This is a genomic window from Streptomyces sp. NPDC059832 (assembly GCF_042731715.1).
Classification (GTDB): Bacteria; Actinomycetota; Actinomycetes; order Streptomycetales; family Streptomycetaceae; genus Streptomyces.
This window is the reverse complement of record NZ_JBHWIY010000029.1, coordinates 47,775-67,346: the sequence shown is the minus strand read 5'-3', so window position 1 is coordinate 67,346 and position 19,572 is coordinate 47,775. Positions and strand designations below refer to the sequence as shown.

17 protein-coding genes are annotated in these 19,572 nt (G+C 69.2%); 8 read left to right on the top strand and 9 right to left on the bottom strand.

The annotated features are described in order from the left end of the window. Positions 1-6 precede the first annotated feature (6 nt). From ACFV8T_RS34970 to ACFV8T_RS34960, 3 genes are all read right to left on the bottom strand, one after another. Positions 7-135 (bottom strand): hypothetical protein, encoded by a 129-nt coding sequence (locus ACFV8T_RS34970; protein ID WP_385335447.1) that lies wholly within the window; start codon positions 133-135, stop codon positions 7-9. Between the two features lie 55 nt (positions 136-190). Next, complete coding sequence (locus ACFV8T_RS34965) at positions 191-673, bottom strand: DUF3995 domain-containing protein (RefSeq protein ID WP_385335445.1); 483 nt, start codon at positions 671-673, stop codon at positions 191-193. Between the two features lie 724 nt (positions 674-1,397). After that, positions 1,398-2,177 carry a TetR family transcriptional regulator gene (locus tag ACFV8T_RS34960; RefSeq protein WP_385335443.1) on the bottom strand — a complete coding sequence of 260 codons (780 nt, stop codon included), beginning with the start codon at positions 2,175-2,177 and terminating at the stop codon, positions 1,398-1,400. 119 nt (positions 2,178-2,296) lie between these two features. On the opposite strand from ACFV8T_RS34960, the gene ACFV8T_RS34955 reads away from it, so the two are divergent. Next, positions 2,297-3,181 carry an SDR family NAD(P)-dependent oxidoreductase gene (locus ACFV8T_RS34955; RefSeq protein ID WP_385335441.1) on the top strand — a complete coding sequence of 295 codons (885 nt, stop codon included), beginning with the start codon at positions 2,297-2,299 and terminating at the stop codon, positions 3,179-3,181. A gap of 362 nt (positions 3,182-3,543) precedes the next feature. On the opposite strand, the gene ACFV8T_RS34950 is transcribed toward ACFV8T_RS34955, so the two are convergent. Next, positions 3,544-4,134, bottom strand: coding sequence for an isochorismatase family protein (locus ACFV8T_RS34950; protein WP_385335439.1), 591 nt, complete (start codon positions 4,132-4,134; stop codon positions 3,544-3,546). A gap of 298 nt (positions 4,135-4,432) precedes the next feature. Here ACFV8T_RS34950 and ACFV8T_RS34945 point away from each other — a divergent pair, with 298 nt between their 5' ends. Continuing rightward, on the top strand, positions 4,433-4,699 hold the full coding sequence (locus ACFV8T_RS34945; protein WP_385335437.1) for a hypothetical protein: 267 nt from the start codon (positions 4,433-4,435) through the stop codon (positions 4,697-4,699). After that, the gene (locus ACFV8T_RS34940) at positions 4,696-5,169 is read left to right on the top strand and encodes a GNAT family N-acetyltransferase (protein ID WP_385335435.1); all 474 of its coding nucleotides are present in this window, start codon (positions 4,696-4,698) and stop codon (positions 5,167-5,169) included. Before ACFV8T_RS34945 ends, ACFV8T_RS34940 begins: the two co-directional genes overlap by 4 nt. A 315-nt stretch (positions 5,170-5,484) precedes the next feature. Here the strand turns inward: ACFV8T_RS34940 and ACFV8T_RS34935 are convergent, their stop codons facing one another. Beyond that, entirely contained in the window at positions 5,485-5,631 is a 147-nt protein-coding gene (locus ACFV8T_RS34935; protein ID WP_385335433.1) for a hypothetical protein, read from the bottom strand. An 819-nt stretch (positions 5,632-6,450) separates the two neighbouring features. Between ACFV8T_RS34935 and ACFV8T_RS34930 the strand changes: the two genes are divergently transcribed. Further along, positions 6,451-7,992 carry an SDR family oxidoreductase gene (locus tag ACFV8T_RS34930; protein ID WP_385335511.1) on the top strand — a complete coding sequence of 514 codons (1,542 nt, stop codon included), beginning with the start codon at positions 6,451-6,453 and terminating at the stop codon, positions 7,990-7,992. 41 nt (positions 7,993-8,033) lie between these two features. Further along, on the top strand, positions 8,034-9,407 hold the full coding sequence (locus ACFV8T_RS34925) for a cryptochrome/photolyase family protein (RefSeq protein WP_385335431.1): 1,374 nt from the start codon (positions 8,034-8,036) through the stop codon (positions 9,405-9,407). 60 nt (positions 9,408-9,467) lie between these two features. Here the strand turns inward: ACFV8T_RS34925 and ACFV8T_RS34920 are convergent, their stop codons facing one another. Continuing rightward, positions 9,468-11,087 carry an oleate hydratase gene (locus tag ACFV8T_RS34920; protein WP_385335429.1) on the bottom strand — a complete coding sequence of 540 codons (1,620 nt, stop codon included), beginning with the start codon at positions 11,085-11,087 and terminating at the stop codon, positions 9,468-9,470. 494 nt (positions 11,088-11,581) lie between these two features. Continuing rightward, positions 11,582-12,097, bottom strand: a complete 516-nt coding sequence (locus ACFV8T_RS34915) for a hypothetical protein (RefSeq protein ID WP_385335427.1) — start codon at positions 12,095-12,097, stop codon at positions 11,582-11,584. Positions 12,098-12,662: 565 nt separating this feature from the next. On the opposite strand from ACFV8T_RS34915, the gene ACFV8T_RS34910 reads away from it, so the two are divergent. The 3 genes from ACFV8T_RS34910 to ACFV8T_RS34900 all read left to right on the top strand — a co-directional run bounded on the left by ACFV8T_RS34910 (position 12,663) and on the right by ACFV8T_RS34900 (position 16,397). Further along, complete coding sequence (locus ACFV8T_RS34910; protein WP_385335425.1) at positions 12,663-14,105, top strand: basic amino acid/polyamine antiporter; 1,443 nt, start codon at positions 12,663-12,665, stop codon at positions 14,103-14,105. Positions 14,106-14,160: 55 nt separating this feature from the next. Then, the gene (locus ACFV8T_RS34905; RefSeq protein WP_385335423.1) at positions 14,161-15,423 is read left to right on the top strand and encodes an arginine deiminase; all 1,263 of its coding nucleotides are present in this window, start codon (positions 14,161-14,163) and stop codon (positions 15,421-15,423) included. A 683-nt stretch (positions 15,424-16,106) separates the two neighbouring features. Further along, positions 16,107-16,397, top strand: a complete 291-nt coding sequence (locus ACFV8T_RS34900; RefSeq protein WP_385335421.1) for a hypothetical protein — start codon at positions 16,107-16,109, stop codon at positions 16,395-16,397. 55 nt (positions 16,398-16,452) lie between these two features. Here the strand turns inward: ACFV8T_RS34900 and ACFV8T_RS34895 are convergent, their stop codons facing one another. After that, complete coding sequence (locus tag ACFV8T_RS34895; protein ID WP_385335419.1) at positions 16,453-16,656, bottom strand: hypothetical protein; 204 nt, start codon at positions 16,654-16,656, stop codon at positions 16,453-16,455. A 396-nt stretch (positions 16,657-17,052) separates the two neighbouring features. Beyond that, positions 17,053-19,254, bottom strand: coding sequence for a WD40 repeat domain-containing protein (locus tag ACFV8T_RS34890; RefSeq protein ID WP_385335417.1), 2,202 nt, complete (start codon positions 19,252-19,254; stop codon positions 17,053-17,055). Between the last annotated feature and the right edge of the window lie 318 nt (positions 19,255-19,572).

Below are 19,572 nucleotides of genomic sequence, written 5' to 3'. Positions count from 1 at the left end.
ACAAGCTCAGTCACGGCCGACCGCGCCTGGCCGGTCGGCCATGGGTCGGCTGGAACTCTCGCCCCTGCGCCCGTAAGGCCGGCGGACTCCGGCCTCGTACAGCGCGGTCAGCAGGGTGTCCAGTTCGTCGTTCACGCCACGATCCCGGACACCCCGTTCGCATTCCCCGACGCACCGTCAGGCGACGCCGCTACTCGGGCTGTCCGTGCGGCCGAGACCTCCGTGCGGCCAAGCCGAAGACGAGACCACCGACCAGGAACCAGGGATTCCACAGCAGCAGCGTCCACAGCCGCTGTGCCGGGCTTACGTTTATTTCCGAGCCCGCAGCGTCGGTCAGCAGCAGCACCTCGACGGCGATGCCACGTATGAGCAGCACAGCGCAGACGCACCACCCCAGGGCCTTGACCACCCGTCCTGCCAGGCCACGAGGCCACGGCCGGGCGAGAAGCCATCCCAGCACACCGCCGACAAGGCACAGCAATCCCACCCCCCACAAACCCACCGCCACGAACCACCCGGGGCGTTCCTCGGCCAAGGGCCCCGCCGAGACACTGAGGCCCCAACTGCCGCCCAGCGCCCAGTAAAAATGGAGCACGGCGAAAGCGACCGCCCAGGCACACGCTATGCGTCCCCACAACCCCGGCGTTGTCCTGTCATGCGGATCTTCATACATAGCAAGGAGCATGCCACTGCTGCGGCACGCCGCCACCAGCGTCGCGAGAATCCAACACGCCCACCCTCCAGTCGGCGACACCGTGCGACCGAGGGCGCTCGCTGCGTCTTTCGGCGATGACAACCTCGGCACCGGCCCGGACAGCTGAGCAAGGCCACACGCACATCCGGAATCGCAGACTGTCGGGTCTGCCGCAGTCGTTGAGGGCAAGGTCCTGTCGTCACATGGTGAAGACGAGACTGACGTTGTGTCCGCCGAACCCGAAGGAGTTGGCCAGCGCAGCGGACCACTGGCCGGTGAGATGTCGTCCTGCCCCAGCGTGGTGAGGACACCACCGGTCCCCGTACCGATGACGACGGCAAGTCGTTCCGGCTCGACCTGCGGAGCACCGGCGTCCTGCCAGGCCCCTCGCGCACTGAGCAGGGCGACCTGCTCACCGCGGTCCAGCTTCCTGGCCTCGGTCCTCGGAAGCAGCGAGGCAGGGTCCACCGTGAGCCCGGCCGCAACGTGATCCCAAAGCCCGCCTCGACGAGGAACCTGCCAATCGCCACCGCATCGAGAATCCGCGGAACTTCGCTGAAGACCCGGAGCACCGTGCCGTCACTGGTTCCGTGAGTTCGGCTCCAACTCGCGACCATGCCGTCCCTGGTTCCCTGGGCGGGCAGGACGGTGAGCGGGTCAGCCAACAGGGCAGCGGTAGCGGGGCCGAGACCGGACCATTCCGTTATTGCGTTCGGCCGTCGAGGTCCTCCCCAGGGTGATCCGTTTCGTCGGCTCCCCCATGAGGGGGCGCGTCCGCTGCTCTGGCGGCTCGGCAAACGGCGCCGGTGGCGTAGCCGGTGAGCAGGGCGGTCAGGATGTCGGTCAGCCTGGGTTCGACATCGATGATGGAGTGGGACAGTTCGGGATCGGTCTCGTAGAAGGCGCGCAGTTGGGTGCCGGGGGCGGCCATCTGCCACAGGGCTCCGGCCATCGAGGTGGCGGTCGTCACGACACTGCGTACCTGGTCGGCGTCGAGCGGTGTGATCGCGCTGATGGTGGCGCCGATGCTCGTGACCTCCGCGATGGCGCCCTTCTTGAACGTTCGGACAGTGTCGGTGGAGACGTTGCGTTCCAGATTCAGCGGGGTGTGGGCCAACAGGTCGCAGAACAGCGGGCGGGCCACCAGTGACTGAGCCAGCACACCCGCGATCGATCGGGCGGTTTCGGCCCACTGCTCGCCGTCGGCGTGGGGGCAGGGCGTGATGGCATCGAGCTGTTCGCGCACCGCGGCCGACCAGTCGTGCCAGGCGGTGCCCGCCAGGCGCAGGAAGATGTCCTCGCGCGTCTCGAAGTAGCGCAGCATCGCGGACTTGTGCATGCCGACCTCGTCGGCGATGGCGGTCACGGTCACCTCCCGTACTCCCTTCGCCGTGGCGAGGCGTGTCGCCGCCGCGAAGATCGCCTCCTCCCGGGCCAGCTTGGCCTCGGGGCTGCGGGCGCGCAGGAAATCAGCCTTGGTCATGACCCCACTGTAACGAAACCAGGTTTCAGTAGTGCCGCGACGGCGGCGAGCGGCGACGAACCACGGAGAGTTACCACAACCACGTTGCGCTAATAACGCAACCATGTTTTGGTAGAGGCATGAACGCACGCGCCCACACCTGGTTCATCACTGGCTCGTCCCGCGGCTTCGGCCGCGCCCTCGTGATCGCCGCCCTCGAAGTCGGCGACAACGTCGTCGCCACGGCACGCAAGCCGGAGCAGTTGGACGAGCTCGTGCAGCAGTACGGAGACCGCTTCCTGCCCGTCGCGCTCGACGTCACCGACCGGTCGGCCGCCGTGGCCGGCCTTCAGACGGCGGTCGACCGGTTCGGCAGGGTCGACGTGGTGGTCAACAACGCCGGATACGCCAACACCTCGGCCGTCGAGACCACGCCCGAGGACGACTTCCGCCGTCAGTTCGACACCAACTTCTGGGGCGTCTACAACGTCTCGACAGCGGCGGTCCCGGTCCTCAGGGCGCAGGGAGGCGGCACGATCGTGCAGTTCTCCTCCATCGGCGGCCGCGTCGGCGGTACGTCGGGGCTCGGGTCCTACCAGGCGGCCAAGTTCGCCGTGGACGGCTTCACCCGGGTGCTCGCGGCCGAGACCGCCCCGTTCGGCATCAAGTACCTGGTCGTGGAGCCGGGCGGATTCGCCACGGACTGGGCCGGAGCCTCGATGCAGACCCCGGACGTCGCATCGGAGTACGACGCGACGGTGGGCAAGATGGTGCGCCTGTTCAGCGGTGCGAACGCCCCGGGCGACCCGAGGCGGGCCGGCGACATCCTGGTCCGCGTGGTCAAGCACCCGGCCCCGCCCTCTCACCTCGTCATCGGGGTCGGCGCCGTCCAGATGGCACAGGACTACTCACGCGGCCAGCTGGAGGAAGCAGCCAGGTGGGAAACGGTGAGCCGTTCGGCCGACTTCGACCAGGAACCGGTCGACCTGCCCGCCCCCACGCCGGACACGTGGGCACGGTCATGACACAGTTCACGGACAAGGAAGCACCTCGTCCCGCGGTGCCCCCGCCCTGCCCCCGCAGGCGCCCCGGTCGGATCTGTCTCCCGCCCGCTGCCCGCGGGCGGGCGCGGCACCACGCTGCGAGAACCGGGAGGCCATGGCGCCGGACTGCGTGGCCATCCCGCTCCTGCGCATGGAACGGGCCTCTCGGCAGGTACGTGGTTGAGGAGGCACTGCTCGCCCGAAGAGGCCCGTTGCGTGCAGGCTCAGCCAGTGGGTCGGCAGGCTTGGACGTTTCTCCGGCTGACGGACTGAACTGCTGCCGGCACAACACAAGCACCGAGGCACCGACATCGTTCCCGGGCAGCCGCTCACGGCCGACGTATTCAGGCAGCGACAACAGGTTCACCGCTGAGCGCGACGCCGGCCCGGCGCAGTTCGTCGAGTGCGGTGCGCGTGGTGTCGGCGGCGACACCGGCGGTGTAGTCGAGCAGGACCTGCACCGTGAAGCCCGCGCGCGCTCCGTCCAGTGCAGTCGCCTTCACACAGTGGTCGGTCGCAATGCCGACGACGTCGATCTCGGTGACATCGCGGGCTCTCAGCCAGTCGGACAACGTCGTACCGTCCTGCGTGAAGCCTTCGAAACCGCTCTTCGAGGCGGAGTGCGCGCCTTTGAAGACGACCTCGTCCACGTGCCCGGAGTCCACGGCGGGGGCGAAGTCCGGATGGAACTCGCCTCCCTCACTGCCGACGACGCAATGCACGGGGAACGAGTCATGGAAGTCGGGGTTCTCGGAGAAGTGGGCGCCCGGGTCGATGTGGTGGTCACGGGTGGCCACGACGAAGGCGTACTGCTCGTCGGGATGTCGGACCAGCTCGGCGATGGCGGCGGCCCGGCCCGCGCCGCCCTTCACCGGAACACTGCCGCCCTCGCAGAAGTCCTTCTGCACATCAACGATGATCAGTGCACGACTCACGGAAAAGCCCCTTCCCTCGGATATGGCCTCTCTCCGATGGTCGCCCTTCCGCCGACGGGCGGGCGCGCCACTCGCCGGTCATTCACCCGACCGGTGCGGCCCGCACAGCAACGAGGCGCAGCGCTCCCTCCCCACAGGAACCACGGGGCAGGGAAGTTTCGCACTGTGTTGTGCTCGGCACCCAGCTTGTCCTTGGTCGTGGCAGGGCCCCGCGGGCCTTGCCGCGGCTGCCGAATCCGTGACCAGGCCCCCTGTCTGCCCCTCCCCAGTGGCTTCGATCGGGATGAGCAGCGTTGACATGGCGAATGCCATAACCGGCTTGGCCGCCCCGGTGCACCGCGTGAAGGACACCGGCGAGTGCCTGACCGTCACCGCGAGGACCTCACAAACGGGCGCACTGATCCGCGCCGCCGACGGCTACGAGGTCGACGTGGATGTCGGCGAGGTCTGTATCGCCGTCAACCGCTTCCCGCCCGGCCAGTTCTTCGATGTCCTGGCCGAGCTGGCGGACCGGCTCAGGGCGAGTGTGCCCGACGGACCGGTCACGGCCATGACACTGCCATGATCGTCATCATGGGAATACACATCGCACCGGCCCAGGTGGACGACTTCCACCAGATCCTGACTGACCTCCCCCGTTACTGGGGCGAACGCGACCTTCGGTCGCTGCACCTTCTTGCGCTGGTGCAGGAGTTCGGTTCGACCTGCCTGGTTGCCCGAGCCGAGGACGGCATCCGTGGGTACATCTTCGGGTTCGTCACCCCAGAGGGCACCGGGTACGTGCATCTGATCGCTACGCGGGACGACGCCCGCGGCACCGGTCTCGGGCGTCGTCTGTACGCGGCGTTCGCCGAGGCAGCGGTACGTCATGGTGCACGGCAGTTGAAGGCGATCACATCAATCGAGAACACTGGCTCGATCGCCTTCCACCGCAGCCTCGACTTCGACACGGAGATCGTCGACGACTACAACGGCCCCGGCAGGGCTATGGCCGTCTTCCGCCGGGGGCTGCCGTTCAACGTCTCGCGTTCCTGACCAAAGCCGTCACTCGTCATTGCTCCCCAGGTCGTAGGACCCGGACGGCAAGAAAGCCGATGGAAGTGACACAAGAGCGGTTGGAGAAGATACGTGCCCCGCCACAGCGCCGATCTCAAGTTCCCACGGGCACGACAGCTCCCCCGGGCACGAGCAGCTCGCGACGACGCCCAAAAAAGGTGACGGGACCTGACCGGACGCCGCCCGCTCCAGCGGGCCGCCCTGCGATTGGCTCGATGCACCTGCTCGGCCGGGTCGACGAAGCTGATGCACCGCCGCCCGGACCTCCGAACGGTGTTGCCCACCGGCGACGGGCTATTCGTCCGTGGAAGAGCGCCCGCTCCGCTTGCTCCAGGGGATGTGGGTGGCGAGCACGTCACCCACCGTGCCGACCACATTGAATGCGAGCCAGCCCACGCCCTGCAGGACTCGCACGACCGCAGAAGCCGCAGTCTCTTCCATGTTCTGATCCCCTCATGTCCGTCCCCGTGGCTTACTTCGATCTTGGAGACGCGTTCTGTCGCCCCTCGGTTGCCCGGGGAGACAGTCCACGGGTCGCCCTGCAGTCGATCTCGGCTGCGGGTGGGGCCATGACGAAGTCCGCGCAAGTACGCGAAGGCGCCGAGGTGCGAGCCTCGCGGCCGACGTTCCTCCTCTCCCCGCAGCCGGCCGAGCTTTCGGGCTGAACGGCATCACAGTCTCCCTGCCCTCTGGGTCGCCGGGCCGCGAACCACTGGATCAATTGGTCTTGCCGATAGTGCTGCGGGCCGCGAGGCGAAAGTCCTTGACTGCTTGATAGAGGGTTCGCTCCCCCTTCGGCGGCAAGGGCGATGTCTTCGGCCTCGTGGGTGGTGTTTCCCCCGTGGGCGTTCTCGGCCATCCGGCGCATGACGTGTGAAAGATCGCTGGAAGCGTTGGTGACACGTTCCGCGACTTCCGCGAGGGATGTCGGCCCTTCGAGGATGACGACTTCGCAACCGACCGGCCCGGCTGCCCGCCCGGCGGTGCTGGAAACGGGACGGCAGGCAGGCATGGTGAACTACGTTGTGACGGCCGTCACTGTAGCCGCGCACCGTGCGGACCTGCGTGCGCCCGGTGCCGCCGCGCGGGACTGTGGTCGAGGTGGCGGCGGAGCCGGTCGGGGCCGCTTCCACGTCACGGCCGCCGGCCCGTTCGCCGTGACGGGCGCGGTCACGCCGTGGAGGCCATGATCGGGCGACATGGGGACAGTCGGAGCGAGCACCTGGAGGGACGATCGTGGGCACGAATGAACAGGGGGACATGGAACGGTTGCACTGCCTGGTCACCGGAGCGTCCGGGTACATCGGCGGGCGTCTCGTACCGGAACTGCTGCGAGCGGGCCACCGGGTGCGCTGTCTGGCCCGCTCCCCCCGCAAACTCCGTGACCACCCCTGGGCGGGTGACGCCGAGACGGTGCAGGGCGACGTGACGGACGCGGGCTCGGTCGCCGCGGCCATGCGCGGGATCGACGTCGCGTACTACCTGGTGCACGCCCTCGGTACCGGCTCCGCGTTCGAGGACACCGACCGTCGTGCGGCCCGTGTCTTCGCCGAACAGGCGCACTCCGCCGGCGTGCGACGGATCGTCTACCTGGGCGGACTCACGCCACCGAATGTGCCCGAAAGGTCGCTCTCCCCGCATCTGCGCTCCCGGGCCGAGGTCGGGCGAGTCTTCCTCGACGCGCCGGTGCCCGCCACCGTGCTGCGAGCAGCGGTCGTCATCGGCTCGGGGTCGGCCTCCTTCGAGATGCTGCGCTATCTGACCGAGCGGCTGCCGGTCATGGTCACCCCCAGCTGGGTGCACACCCGGACCCAGCCCATTGGGGTAAGCGATGTCCTGCGCTATCTCGTCGGCTCGGCCACCATGCCGGACGACGTCGACCGGGCGTTCGACATCGGCGGGCCCGATGTCCTCACGTACCGGGAGATGATGTGCCGGTACGCCGCCGTCGCCGGACTGCGCCGGCGGCTCATCGTGCCGGTTCCGGTGCTCACGCCGAGGCTGTCCAGCCACTGGGTCGGCCTCGTCACCCCGGTGCCCGCCTCCCTGGCCCGCCCGTTGACGGAGTCACTGCGTCACGAGGTCGTCTGCCAGGAGCACGACATCGCCCGGTACGTGCCCGACCCTCCGGGCCTGCCGCTGCCGTTCGACGAGGCGTTGGCCCTGGCACTGCGACGGGTGCGTGAGGCCCAGGTCGCCACCCGCTGGTCGTCCGCCGCCGTACCGGGGATGCCCAGCGATCCGCTGCCCACGGACCCCGACTGGGCCGGAGGCAGCCTCTACCAGGACGAACGGCAGCTGTCGGTCGACGCGTCCCGACAGGCCCTGTGGAAGGTGATCGAAGGGATCGGCGGCGACAACGGCTGGTACTCCTTTCCACTTGCCTGGGCGGTCAGAGGATGGCTGGACCGGTTCGTCGGCGGCGTCGGGCTCCGCCGCGGGCGGCGCGACGCCGAGCACCTGCGGGTCGGGGACTCACTGGACTTCTGGCGGGTCGAGGAGATCGAGCCCGGACGGCTGCTGCGGCTGCGCGCGGAGATGCGGCTGCCGGGCCTGGCATGGCTGGAAATGTACGCCGAGACGGACTCCGAGGGCCGTACCCGCTACCGGCAACGAGCGCTGTTCCACCCCCGCGGTCTGCTGGGCCACGCCTACTGGTGGTCCGTCTCTCCTTTCCATGCCGTGGTCTTCGGCGGCATGGCCCGTAACATCACCCAAGCCGCCGCCAAGGGCATGAGCGCGCACGGAACCTCGTCGCACGGCGACCACGCCCGGAGCTCCCGGCGACGGGCCGGCCGCTAGGGCGTGTTTCAGCACCACCTCATGACACCAGGAGTGACGCCATGACCGTCGCGGTCGTCCTGTTCACCTCGGATCTGCGTCTGCACGACCATCCCCCACTGCACGCCGCACGCGCGGCGGCAGACGAAGTGGTGCCGCTGTTCGTACGCGATCCGGGTGTCCACGCGGCCGGCTTCGACGCGCCCAACCGCAGTGCCTTCCTCTCGGAGTGTCTGGCCGACCTCGACGCCTCGCTGCGCCGACGCAGCGGCCGACTGGTGGTGCGCACGGGGCCGGTCGTCCGGGAGGTCTGTGCGCTCGCCGCGGAGTGCCAGGCCTCCGAGGTGCACATGGCCGCCGGCGTCACCGGATACGGCCAGCGCCGGGAGGAGCGGCTGCGTGACGGTCTCGGCGATCACGGCGTGACGCTGCGCGTGCACGACGGCGTGGTCACCGCCGTCGGCGCGGGGACGGTCACTCCGGCCGGCTCCGACCACTACGCCGTGTTCACCCCCTACTTCCGCCGCTGGTCACAGGAGCGGCTGAGGGACCCCTGGCCGGCGCCACGCACCGTGCGCGTCCCCGACGCGGTACACGGCGAGCCGTTGCCGTCCCGTGACGGGTTGTCAGGCGTCTCCCCCGGTCTTCCGGCCGGAGGGGAGACGCGGGGGCGTGAGCGGTTCTCCCGGTGGGCGCGCGAGGATCTGTCCGGGTACGAGGACCGCCACGACGACCTGGCGGGCGACGCGACCTCGCGGCTGTCACCGTACCTGCACTTCGGGTCCCTCTCGCCGGTGGAACTCATCCAGCGGGCCCGCACGCACGGCGGGCCCGGGGCGGACGCATTCGTGCGCCAGCTGTGCTGGCGCGACTTCCACCATCAGGTACTGGCGGCACGCCCGGCGGCATCCGTCGAGGACTACCGCACGCGGCACGACCGGTGGCGGACCGAGGACGAGGCAGCCGAAGACATCACCGCATGGCGTGAGGGCCGCACCGGATATCCGGTCGTCGACGCGGCGATGCGCCAACTCCGGTACGAGGGCTGGATGCACAACCGGGCGCGCCTGCTGGCAGCCAGCTTCCTGGCCAAGACCCTCTACGTGGACTGGCGGATCGGCGCCCGGCACTTCCTCGATCTTCTCGTGGACGGCGACATCGTCAACAATCAGCTCAACTGGCAGTGGGTCGCCGGAACCGGCACCGATACTCGTCCCCACCGCGTACTCAACCCGGTCGTCCAGGGCAAACGCTTCGACCCGCAAGGAGCGTACGTACGCCGATGGGTGCCGGAACTGCGAGACGTGGCAAGCAATCGCATCCATGAGCCGTGGCGGCTGCCCGAGCGTGAACGGGCACACCTGGACTACCCGGAGCCGCTGATCGACCTCGCGGACGGCCTGGCACGGTTCAAGCACGCCCGCGGCCGGGACTGAGAGAGAAACGCCGCCGGCCACCCGGGGCCTGACGCCGGCCCCCGGCATTCTCGGAATCACTCAGGTGGTTCGCAGTGTGCTCCCTTCTCGGGCGAAGGCGGTTCTCAGCGCGGACCAGGCGATCCTCGGATCGGAGAGACCGTGGTACATCGCCGGGATCTCCTTGTCGACGCCGAAGTGGTGGTAGACAGCGAGCATGGCCGCGCGGACCGAGTACTCGACGGTGAAGACGACGTCCTCGGGGATCTCGACGAACTGGCCGAGGAATGCGAAGTTCTCCGCGCCGTCGGGAACGACCAGTGGCCGGTCGGCGACGGCACGACGCTGGAACTGGGCATCGATGTAGGGCATCTGGACGGTGGTCACCTTGGTGGTGGCCCGGACCTCTTCGGCGATGTCGTCGAAGCCGAGGTGGCCGAGGAGTTCGTCAAGGATCTCGGCGCCGGTGCAGTCGTCCATCTTCTTCGGCACATGGTCACCGGGGACGTCGCCGAACAACGAATATCCCCACAGCGTGTACGTGTTCTCCTGCTGGTCCCGGAAGTGCGGTTGGGCCGGCACGACGACCGAAAGGAGCCAGCGCGAGTCCTTCCAGGTCATCAGGGCACCCTCGCCGGGAACGTTGCCGGTGTACTCCTGGATGCGGTCCAGGAGCGTGCGGCCGGTCATGGTGAGGGTGAAGGACTCCCACTTGGTCTCGTCGATGTTGCCGCAGAAAGCGGTAGGGCGGCCGAAATCCGGGGCCTTCTTGGCGATCGACTCCCACAGTCGCCAGGAACCGTCCCGCTTGTCGCGGATCAGCTCGGGGACAGTGGAGCGGTCCCCGTACGTGGTGTCGCCCGTCATCGACCCGATCGTCAGCAACGCGTAGTCGTCCTCGCCCAGCTCGATCGTCCCCGCCTCGGCACCGTCGCGCTCCAGGTGGAGCCGGGAGACCCTGCGGGCGGCGGCGTCGGAGAAGTCGACGTCGGCGACGGTCACACCGAACTCGGTCCGCACCCCCTGGGCGGTGAGCCACTCCTGGATCGGACGGATGACGGAGTCGTACTGGTTGTACTTGCTTCGCCGCACCCCGGACAACGTGTGGATGCGGTCGAATTCCTGGACGAAGGCGAGGAAGTATCGCTTCAGCTCGATCGCCGAGTGCCAGGTCTGGAACGCGAACGTCGTGCGCCACATGCACCAGAAATTCGTGGTGAAGAAGTGCGGCTGGAAGAAGTCGTCGATACGACGCGCACCGATCACCCGCTCGGGCAGCGCGAGCAGCCGAGTCATGTCGATGCGATCACGGGCGTCCAGACCGAGTTGGGAGGCATCGGCGATGGTCCGGTCGCCGTTGATGATCCGGGCCTTGGCGTTCGTGGGGTGCTCGATGTTGAAGGCGAGCATTTCCTGCCGTACCGAGATCGCCGGATCGTCCAGGGTCGGGATCGTCTCCAGCAGGTTCCACAGGCACACGTAGTGTTCTTCCTCGAACATCCGGCCACCACGGGTGACGTATCCGCCCTCGGCGGTCGGGGCCGGGGCTCCGTCCATCGAGCCGCCGGCGATCGGCAGCTGCTCCAGGATGTGGACGTTCTCGCCGGACACGCCGGTGTCTCGTACGAGGAAGGCGGCTGCGGCGAGCGAGGCGATGCCGCCGCCGACGAGGTAGACCTGGGAGTTCTTCGATGCCGGCACGAGTCGACCTCCGGTACGGCGGGAACGGGCACGGAGCGGTCGCGGCGGGCTATGTGACCCGCCGGCCCCCACCGAGCCTCTCCCACCTCCGCACATCGCGCGAACGGAGCAGGCCGAGCGTCGCCCGGCCCGTACGACGTCGACCTCGCCGAGGACCACGCCGGCGTCGCACGAATGGAGCCTGAGCAGGCAGCGGGAGGAGGAGCCAAGCAGGGGCGCGGTGTCCGTCTCCGTACGGTAGCGGCCTGGCGGGTCACGGATGCCCCGTCTGAAGCGGCCGCATCGCGTCCCCCGATCGGATGAAGTTATTGAGAGGTGCGGCTGCGGTCGGTGGAGCCGGAACGCTGATCGGCGTGACCGGAGCGCGGTGGGTCCTGTCGTGCTGTTTGCTCATCCAGTGGTTGGGCGGCCCTTCGGGGCCGGACTGCGCACCGCGTCCCCGCCCCGGAGCCCGTCCCAGGAACGGCTGTGTTCGCGATGGTGCGGCGAGCGGTTCATCGCTCGTCGTCGAGGCCCTGAATGTCGACAGGCTGTGTTCCGTCGAAGGTGACGAGGATTCCGTAAGGGTCCGCCAGTCGGAACCTGCTCTCGGCGAAGCGGATTGCCCAGGTCTGGTCGGCCCACACCGTTGCTTCGGGAAGCGCCAGTGGCAACTCCGGAAGGTCCAGCCAGCTCAGTTCCTCGGTGGTGAGTTCAAAGTGTCGTTCCCGGAGTCGGGTGCGGCAGTACTCCGAGGCTTGGTCGACGAAGACGTCGAAACGACTCACAACATCGTGAGCGAGTCGGAGGGTGGAGTCTTCCGGCGGGGCGGCCGGCTCAATCACCAGACTCATCCCGGCCGGGTCCGCGCCTGCCGGCACCGGGAAGTAGCCGGTCCAGCAAGCCAGCGACGGCGGGCTCTCCGTCCGTATCAACGCAAGCCCGGCAATGTGCAGGGTTGCGGGCAGTTCCGCGTCAACGTCGGGCGCTTCAGCGCCCCAGCCGCTCGGTGATGCGCCGTTTTCGGACATTGGCTCAGCCTAGGCCACGCCTGGTCACGACGGTGACCCGACGGCCGGGGCACACGGCGATCCGCGTGACCGCTTCCACCCCGCACCGAATCGGTCGCACACCAGTACCAGGTGTCGGCCGGTGCCACCCGGGCATGGGTGCTGCCCGGGTAGCGCCGACGATCGAGTGGACGACGGATATTTGCCGGGTTACGAGCGATTCAACCGTTGGATTGATAATGTCCGTAATACGAATTTTCAACCGATGTATTCGGGCTGAGGAACGTGGGACGCGGCACCACGGCCACCGGACGCAGGTCGGCAGATCCTGCGCCCCCTGCCGGACGCCCCATCCCTCTCCGAACCTTCCCGGGCACGGTACTGACGTGGACTCACGTGGACTCACCGGGGCCTTCGGCCCCCCTCCCGGATTACTCCCGGCGTGCGGCGCCCTGATGTCCGCAGGCACCGCACCGGGCACCTCGCGTCGTGCCGGCCCAGGGCCGAGGCACCCCTGCCCCCTGCGGGAAGGCCGGGACAACCTCTCCGCGTAAACCCTCCACTCCACTCGCACCCTAGGAGTCCCATGAGCACGACGGACGAGGCACCGACCGCCGGACAGGCCGCCAAGCTGACCGTTCCGACACTCACCGCGATGGTGGTCGGCTCCATGGTCGGGGCCGGTGTGTTCTCCCTGCCGCGCCGGTTCTCCGAGGAGACCGGAGTTGCCGGAGCCCTCATCGCCTGGGGGGTCGCGGGGACCGGCATGCTGATGCTCGCCTTCGTCTTCCAGGCACTCGCGGTCCGCAGACCGGACCTCGATGCCGGCGTGTACGCGTACGCCAAGGCCGGGTTCGGCGAGTACCTCGGATTCTTCTCGGCCGTCGGCTACTGGGCCAGCGCCTGCGTCGGGAACGTCACCTACTGGGTGCTCATCATGTCGACGATCGGCTCCGTCGCGCCCGCTCTCGGAGAGGGTGACACTGCGCTGGCGATCGTGCTGTCGACGGCCGGCCTGTGGGCGTTCTTCTTTCTCATCCGACGTGGGGTCAAGGAGGCCACGGCGATCAACAGGATCGTCACTGTCGCGAAGATCGTCCCGATCCTCGTCTTCATCATCCTTGCTCTCTTCTGCCTCAAGCCCGACGTCTTCGCCGAGAATTTCGCGGGCGCCGACTATGCCGGATCCCTCTTCCACCAGGTCCGCGGCACCATGCTGGCGACCGTCTTCGTCTTCCTCGGCGTGGAAGGCGCCAGCGTCTACTCCCGCCACGCCAAACGACGCGAGGATGTCGGTCGCGCCACCCTGCTCGGCTTCATCAGCGTCTTCTGCGTCTTCGCCTCCGTCACCGTCGTCTCCTACGGCATCCTGCCCATGCACGAGATCGCCGAACTCCGACAGCCGTCGATGGCCGGCGTCCTCGAGGCAGCCGTCGGCACCTGGGGCCGGGTCTTCGTCAGCGTCGGGCTCATCGTGTCCGTGCTCGGCGCCTATCTCGCCTGGACCCTCATGGCGGCCGAAGTGCTGTTCGTCGCCGCCAAGGACGACGACATGCCGCGCTTCCTGCGCCGGTCCAACCGGGCCGATGTGCCGGTTCCTGCCCTGCTGATGACCACGGTCCTGTCCCAGGTCGTCCTGGTGGTCACGGCCTTCTCCGAGGACGCCTTCAACTTCGCCCTCGACCTGACCAGCGCGCTCAGCCTCATCCCGTTCCTTCTCGCCGCCGGCTACGCGGTCAAGGTGGCGGTCGGCCGGGGCGGCGCGGACCGATCGCCCCGCCCCGGGCGCGAGCTGACCATCAGCATCCTCGCCACCGTCTACACCGCATTCCTGATCTACGCCGCCGGCCTGAAGTACCTCCTGGTGTCGCTCATCATCTACGCCCCGTCCTCCGCGCTGTTCGTGATGGCCCGCCGCGAGCAGGGCCGCAGGCCCTTCTCTCCGGGAGAGGTCGTCATCCTCGCCGTCTCGGCAGCCGGCGCCGTCGTCGGCATCGTCGCCCTGGCGGCGGGATGGATCAGTATCTGATCCCAACTCGTCATGTCCGTAACCACCTTGAAGCGCCGTCACCGAAAGGGCAGCCATGACCAATCCCAGCGTCCACCCCGCCACCGCGTACGGCGTCCACTCCGAGGTCGGCCGACTGCGCAAGGTCCTGGTCTGCCGGCCCGGACTCGCCCATCGCCGCCTGACCCCCACCAACGCCGACGACCTGCTCTTCGACGACGTGATGTGGGTGGAGAACGCCCAGCGTGATCACGCCGACTTCGTCAACAAACTGCGCGGACGCGGCGTGGCGGTCGTCGAACTGCACGACCTCCTGGCCGAGACCATGGCGCTCCCCGACGCCCGGTCATGGCTCCTGGACCGCAAGGTGATCCCCAACGAAGTCGGCCTGGGCCTCATCGACGGCACTCGTGCCTTCCTGGAGTCCCGCACCCCCCAGCAACTCGCGGAGTACCTGATCGGCGGCCTGGCCACCGACGACCTGCCTGAGGAGTACCGCTCCGGGTACCTGGCCCTGGCCCGATCCTCCGCCGACGCCCGCGAGTACCTCATGCCGCCGCTGCCCAACACCCTCTACACACGGGACACCACATGCTGGCTGTACGGCGGACTCACCCTCAACCCGCTGTACTGGCCCGCCCGGCACGACGAGACGCTGCTGATGAAGGCGCTCTACACCTTCCACCCGGACTACAAGGGATCGGACGTGTGGTGGGGTGATCCCGAACAGGACTGGGGACAGGCCACGTTCGAGGGCGGCGACATCATGCCGATCGGCAATGGCGTCGTCCTGATGGGCATGAGCGAACGGACGTCCCGGCAGGCCATCACCCAGGTCGCCGCAGCCCTGTTCGCCGCGGGCGCGGCCCAGCACGTCATCGTCGCCGGGATGCCCAGGCTGCGGTCCGCGATGCACCTCGACACCGTCTTCACCTTCGCCGACCGAGACATCGTCACGCTCTACCCGGCCATCGTCGACGCCATCCACACCTTCTCCCTCCACCCGGCCGACAGAGCACTCGGAGTGGAGGTCGTCGACGAGGGGAAGGGCACGTTCGTCAAGGTGGTCGCCAAGGCACTGGGACTGCCCGGCCTCCAGGTCGTCGAGACCGGGGGCGACGCCTACGCCTCGGAGCGCCAACAGTGGGACAGCGGCAACAATGCCGTCGCCGTCGAACCCGGCGTGGTCTTCACCTACGACCGCAACACCCAGACCAACACCCAACTGCGCAAGGCGGGCGTGGAGGTCATCACCATCGTCGGCGCCGAACTGGGCCGCGGTCGCGGCGGCGGCCACTGCATGACCTGCCCGATCATCCGCGAACCCGTGGAGTACTGAACCCGGGCAGCCGGCGGGAGATGTTCCGGAGGCCAGGCCGCCGCACAGAGTTCCGGGCCCGCGGTCGCCCGTGCGTACGCTCCGGCATGGGCCCGGCTGCCGGCACGGCGAGCATGGCGAGCACGGCCTGGAACTGCTCGCGTGCCTCGCGGAGGCGGGCCGCCTTGAAGTGGGTCTGGTCCGGTCGGCAGCGCAGGTCCGTCTCCCGCCGGTCGTGCCGCGGTTCCGTGAGCGGGTCGAGAAGCCCGTACCGGGAGGAGCGCCTCATGGTGCAGGACGGCTTGTGTCGGCACACTCGCCACCGACCTGGCCCTCAACACACCGAAGAACGACCCCGTCCGGTCGGGAGGGGCCAGGCGGCCACCGGGGTTCCGTTCGTAGCGGTGATTCAGGCGGAGCCGAGGCCGCACGGGACAGATCGATCAGGCGCTGCCCTTCGAGGGACTGGATCACATACTGGTGCGCCCGACCCCAGAACCCGGCACGGGGCCGGGTGACGAGGCGGCGGTGCACGGTCGGGGTGGTGGGACAGCGGTTGGGACATGTCCGGGACGGGCCGAACCCCTGGTCACTCCCGCCGATGAACGTCCAGAGTGGGCGGCAGCCAAAAGGGCGCACCGGTACAACCGACGTTCCCCGGCTTGTTCAGGGTTGTTCCGTACTGTCAGAAGGAGACTTTCGCCATGCGCAAACGCACTGCCGTTCTTGGTGCCTTCGGCGCCGCCGCTCTCGCGCTGTCCGTCTCGACCAGCGCCCAGGCCGCCACATGGACGCCCACAGAAGCCACCAAATACGCCAACATCCGAGAGTGCTATCGCGCTACTTGCGCGCCGACAGGCGTCATCTTCCCGGAGATGCCCGTCTGGTGGTCGCACTATGCGTACAACGATGCGGGCAACAGGTGGTACTACGTCAAGAACGACAACGGCAATACGGGCTGGGTGTACTGCGAGAACGTCACCGCAGGCTGCTGAGGGCCCGCCGATGCCCTGGTGACGACGCGCATCGGTCCAACTGGCCGGCCGTCACTCAGACATCGGTGAGAGACGCTCGCCGCGCGTCGCACGGCGGGACCAGGACACCGGCAGCTTCGGTGCCGGGCAGGTAGGCCGGGGCGACTTCGGGCATCAGTTCCCCGAGCCGGCGGGTGCGGGCGGCGAGGCCGTCGACGACGCGGTGGGGAGCGGCCGGTGCCCTTCGTCCCAGTGAATGGACCAGCCGTACAGTCCGCACGCGAAAACCGGCGAACCCCACACAAGGGGGCGTCCGGTCCGGACGCCGCGCGATGAATCCGCCGCGTCGTGACGTCCGGTGCGCCCACGCTCTTCACGTACATCGAGCAGTCCCGGCGCACCGGACGTCATCCTTCGCAGGAGTACTCCGCTTGCCGGCAACCGTCACCGTCACGCCCACCAGTCGACGACGAGGAAGTGATCACCTGCACGGCAGACGCCGGCGCGCTCCTGGCGGCGTCTGCTGCGGCCGGACCTCACTCGCCACAAGTGCGTGTGCGCTGTTGATCCTGAATCATCACCAGCAGTCAACCGCCCGCAACCGCCGGGCCACTCACTGATCGTCACCAGGCCCACCACATACCAGAAGGGCCACCCCACTGATTCGGGTGGCCGGTCACGTTGCCGTGACGGTCCGGGGGAGCAGGGCCAGTTCGTCGGCGAAGCCGACCAGCAGTGCGCCACCGTCGACGGGAGTCACGCTGTGCACCCGGTAGGGGAAGCGCAAGGCACGGTGAATCCGGGTGTGGGTATGCAGGTCCCAGGCGCGCACGGTGGCGTCGTCGCCGCCGGTGACGGCGATGGTCCGGTCGTCGAGCGTGGTGAGGGCCAGGTCGGCGATCCGGTGGTGGTGGCCGTACAGCGGCTCGCCGCGCTCCCGGCCCGTCGTGAGGTCCCAGACCCTCGGGTGGGGGTCGTACCCGGCGGTGGTGACGGCGACGGGCGTACCGTCCACGAGGGCCGTCGCGACACGCTCCACCGCGCGGGCATGGCCGTGCAGCGGCCGACCGAGCGAGGCACGGTCGCTCAGGCGCCAGATCCGGACGGTGCGGTCGGCGTGACCGGTGACGAGGGTGGTGTCGCCGTCGACCGGAATGGCGCCGACCGCTCGTACCCCCTGGTCGTCACCGGTGGCCAGGGGCGGTCCGATCTCCTGCCGTCCGGCCAAGTCCCAGATCCGGACCGTTCCGGTCCGGGTGCCGACCAGGACGAGAGTCCGATCGTCGACGACGGCCGTCGCGAGGGCGGCCGGCTCCGTGTCCCGGCAGTCGAGCGGTGCCCCGCACGTCTCACGGGTCTCCAGGTCGGCGATCCGCACGAGCCCGTCCCGGCCCACGGTGAGCAGCAGGGTGCGCCCGTCCACGACTGCCTTGGCCATGCCCGCGGCCAGAACCGCGTCGGTGTGGCCGGGCAGGGGCTGGTTGGTGCGGGGACGCGCGAGGTCCCAGAGGTCGACCGTCCCGTCGTACCGGCCCGTGGCCACGAGCCGGCGGCAGCCCATGGTCGCCGTGGTCAGAGCCGCAGTCTCCCGGCCCGGACCGTCGACGGCATCGCCGCCGTGGCGGTGTCCGGTGAGGTGCCAAGTACGCAACAAGCCGTCGGAGGCGCGGGCGACCACGACCGGCCCCGTGTCCGAAGCAGTGACCCCCACCTCGCGCACCGGCTGGTCGTGGCCGGTGAATGCGTCGACAAGCTGCGCGCCGGTGAGCAGGTCCCATACCCGGACGGTGTCGTCCCAGCCGCCGGTGACGGCGAGGGCACGGCCGTCCACGCGGGCGGTGGTGACCGCGCTGACACGGTGGCCGTGGCCGGTGAGCGGGGCGCCGAGTTGCTCGCCGGTGGCCAGGTCCCAGACGCGCGCCGTGTGGTCCTCGCTCGCGGTGACCGCCAGGGCCCGGCCGCCCGCGTGGGTGGTGGCCACGGCCAGGACTGGTGCGGTGTGACCTGTCAGCGGCCGACCGATGGGGCGGCCACTGAGCAGGTCCCGGACCAGGACGTGATGGTCGTGCTCCCCCGCGGTGACGGCGACCGGGCGGCCCGCCACCCTCGCCGTCGCGACGGCGGTCACCCAGCCCTGATGTCCTCCGACGGGCTCGGTGACTTCCCGGCCGGTGGCCGGATCCCAGACCCGGACCAGCCCGTCCCAGCCACCGCTGACCAGGAGCACCCGGCCGTCCATCTGCCCGGCCGCCACCGTGGCGAGGCGGCCATGCGCCACGGAGAGCGGCTCGCCCACCGGCTCGCCGGTGCTCAGGTCCCAGGCCCGTACGGTGTCGTCGGGCCCCTGCCGGTCGGTGTTCCAGTGCCGGTCGCGTGCCTCGTGGCCGGTGAGGACGAGTATGCTTCCGCCCGCCTCGACCGATCCCACCAACCGGGCGTCCTGCGGGGCCTGGAAAAGGTCCGTCGAGGTGCCGTCGAGCACGTCCAGGGCCTTCACCTCGCCGAACGGACCGGCGTCCACGGCAACCAGGCGCCCGTTCCGTTCGGCGAGCACCGCGTGCACGCCGTCGCAACGCATCACCCGCACGGTCCGCTCGTCGGCCCGCCGTCCCGTGGCCCAGCCCACCTGCCAAGGCGCGGTCGGCTCCCCGGACGGTGCGGCCGCGGCGAACCGTTCCGCCAGGCCGGGCCATCCGAACCGGGCCGCCTCCAGGGACAACAGCTGGGCCCGGCCCACGCCGTCGGCCCGGCTGAGCCGCAGGGAAACCGAGCGGTACACGGCAGCGGTGCGCCGCTCGTCCTCGTCGGCCGGTGGCGGTGCCGTACGCAGTACCTCGCCCGGATCTGCGTGGACCAGGAAGGCCGTGTCGGTCCACATCAAACCGCTGCCCCTCCGTCACCTCGGATCCGCAGGTGGCCCCGCGCTCGGGGACGGGGCCGCGAACGGTCCCGGCGTCCACCGCGAGCATGGTACCGGGCGGTGCGCGTGCCGACGCGGACGATTCCGTCGGTGTAGGCGGGATCGGTGCCGGGCCGTCCAGCCTGTGCCACCACAGGACCACACTGGTGCCCGGACTGATCTCGAACAGGCCGCGCCCGTGCTGGGTGCTGACGAACCATCCGAGCGGGCCGCCGGGGCCGAAACGGCGTTTGTGGTTCGGCAGGCGCCACACGAGCGGTCCGTCGTCGCCGTCCG

Excerpts from the sequence above, each read along its gene's own strand:
- ACFV8T_RS34965 (WP_385335445.1), bottom strand. The coding sequence starts at position 673 with ATGTATGAAGATCCGCATGACAGGACAACGCCGGGGTTGTGGGGACGC.
- ACFV8T_RS34960 (WP_385335443.1), bottom strand. The coding sequence starts at position 2,177 with ATGACCAAGGCTGATTTCCTGCGCGCCCGCAGCCCCGAGGCCAAGCTG.
- ACFV8T_RS34955 (WP_385335441.1), top strand. The coding sequence starts at position 2,297 with ATGAACGCACGCGCCCACACCTGGTTCATCACTGGCTCGTCCCGCGGC.
- ACFV8T_RS34945 (WP_385335437.1), top strand. The coding sequence starts at position 4,433 with ATGGCGAATGCCATAACCGGCTTGGCCGCCCCGGTGCACCGCGTGAAG.
- ACFV8T_RS34940 (WP_385335435.1), top strand. The coding sequence starts at position 4,696 with ATGATCGTCATCATGGGAATACACATCGCACCGGCCCAGGTGGACGAC.
- ACFV8T_RS34935 (WP_385335433.1), bottom strand. The coding sequence starts at position 5,631 with ATGGAAGAGACTGCGGCTTCTGCGGTCGTGCGAGTCCTGCAGGGCGTG.
- ACFV8T_RS34930 (WP_385335511.1), top strand. The coding sequence starts at position 6,451 with ATGGAACGGTTGCACTGCCTGGTCACCGGAGCGTCCGGGTACATCGGC.
- ACFV8T_RS34925 (WP_385335431.1), top strand. The coding sequence starts at position 8,034 with ATGACCGTCGCGGTCGTCCTGTTCACCTCGGATCTGCGTCTGCACGAC.
- ACFV8T_RS34915 (WP_385335427.1), bottom strand. The coding sequence starts at position 12,097 with ATGTCCGAAAACGGCGCATCACCGAGCGGCTGGGGCGCTGAAGCGCCC.
- ACFV8T_RS34910 (WP_385335425.1), top strand. The coding sequence starts at position 12,663 with ATGAGCACGACGGACGAGGCACCGACCGCCGGACAGGCCGCCAAGCTG.
- ACFV8T_RS34905 (WP_385335423.1), top strand. The coding sequence starts at position 14,161 with ATGACCAATCCCAGCGTCCACCCCGCCACCGCGTACGGCGTCCACTCC.
- ACFV8T_RS34900 (WP_385335421.1), top strand. The coding sequence starts at position 16,107 with ATGCGCAAACGCACTGCCGTTCTTGGTGCCTTCGGCGCCGCCGCTCTC.
- ACFV8T_RS34890 (WP_385335417.1), bottom strand. The coding sequence starts at position 19,254 with ATGTGGACCGACACGGCCTTCCTGGTCCACGCAGATCCGGGCGAGGTA.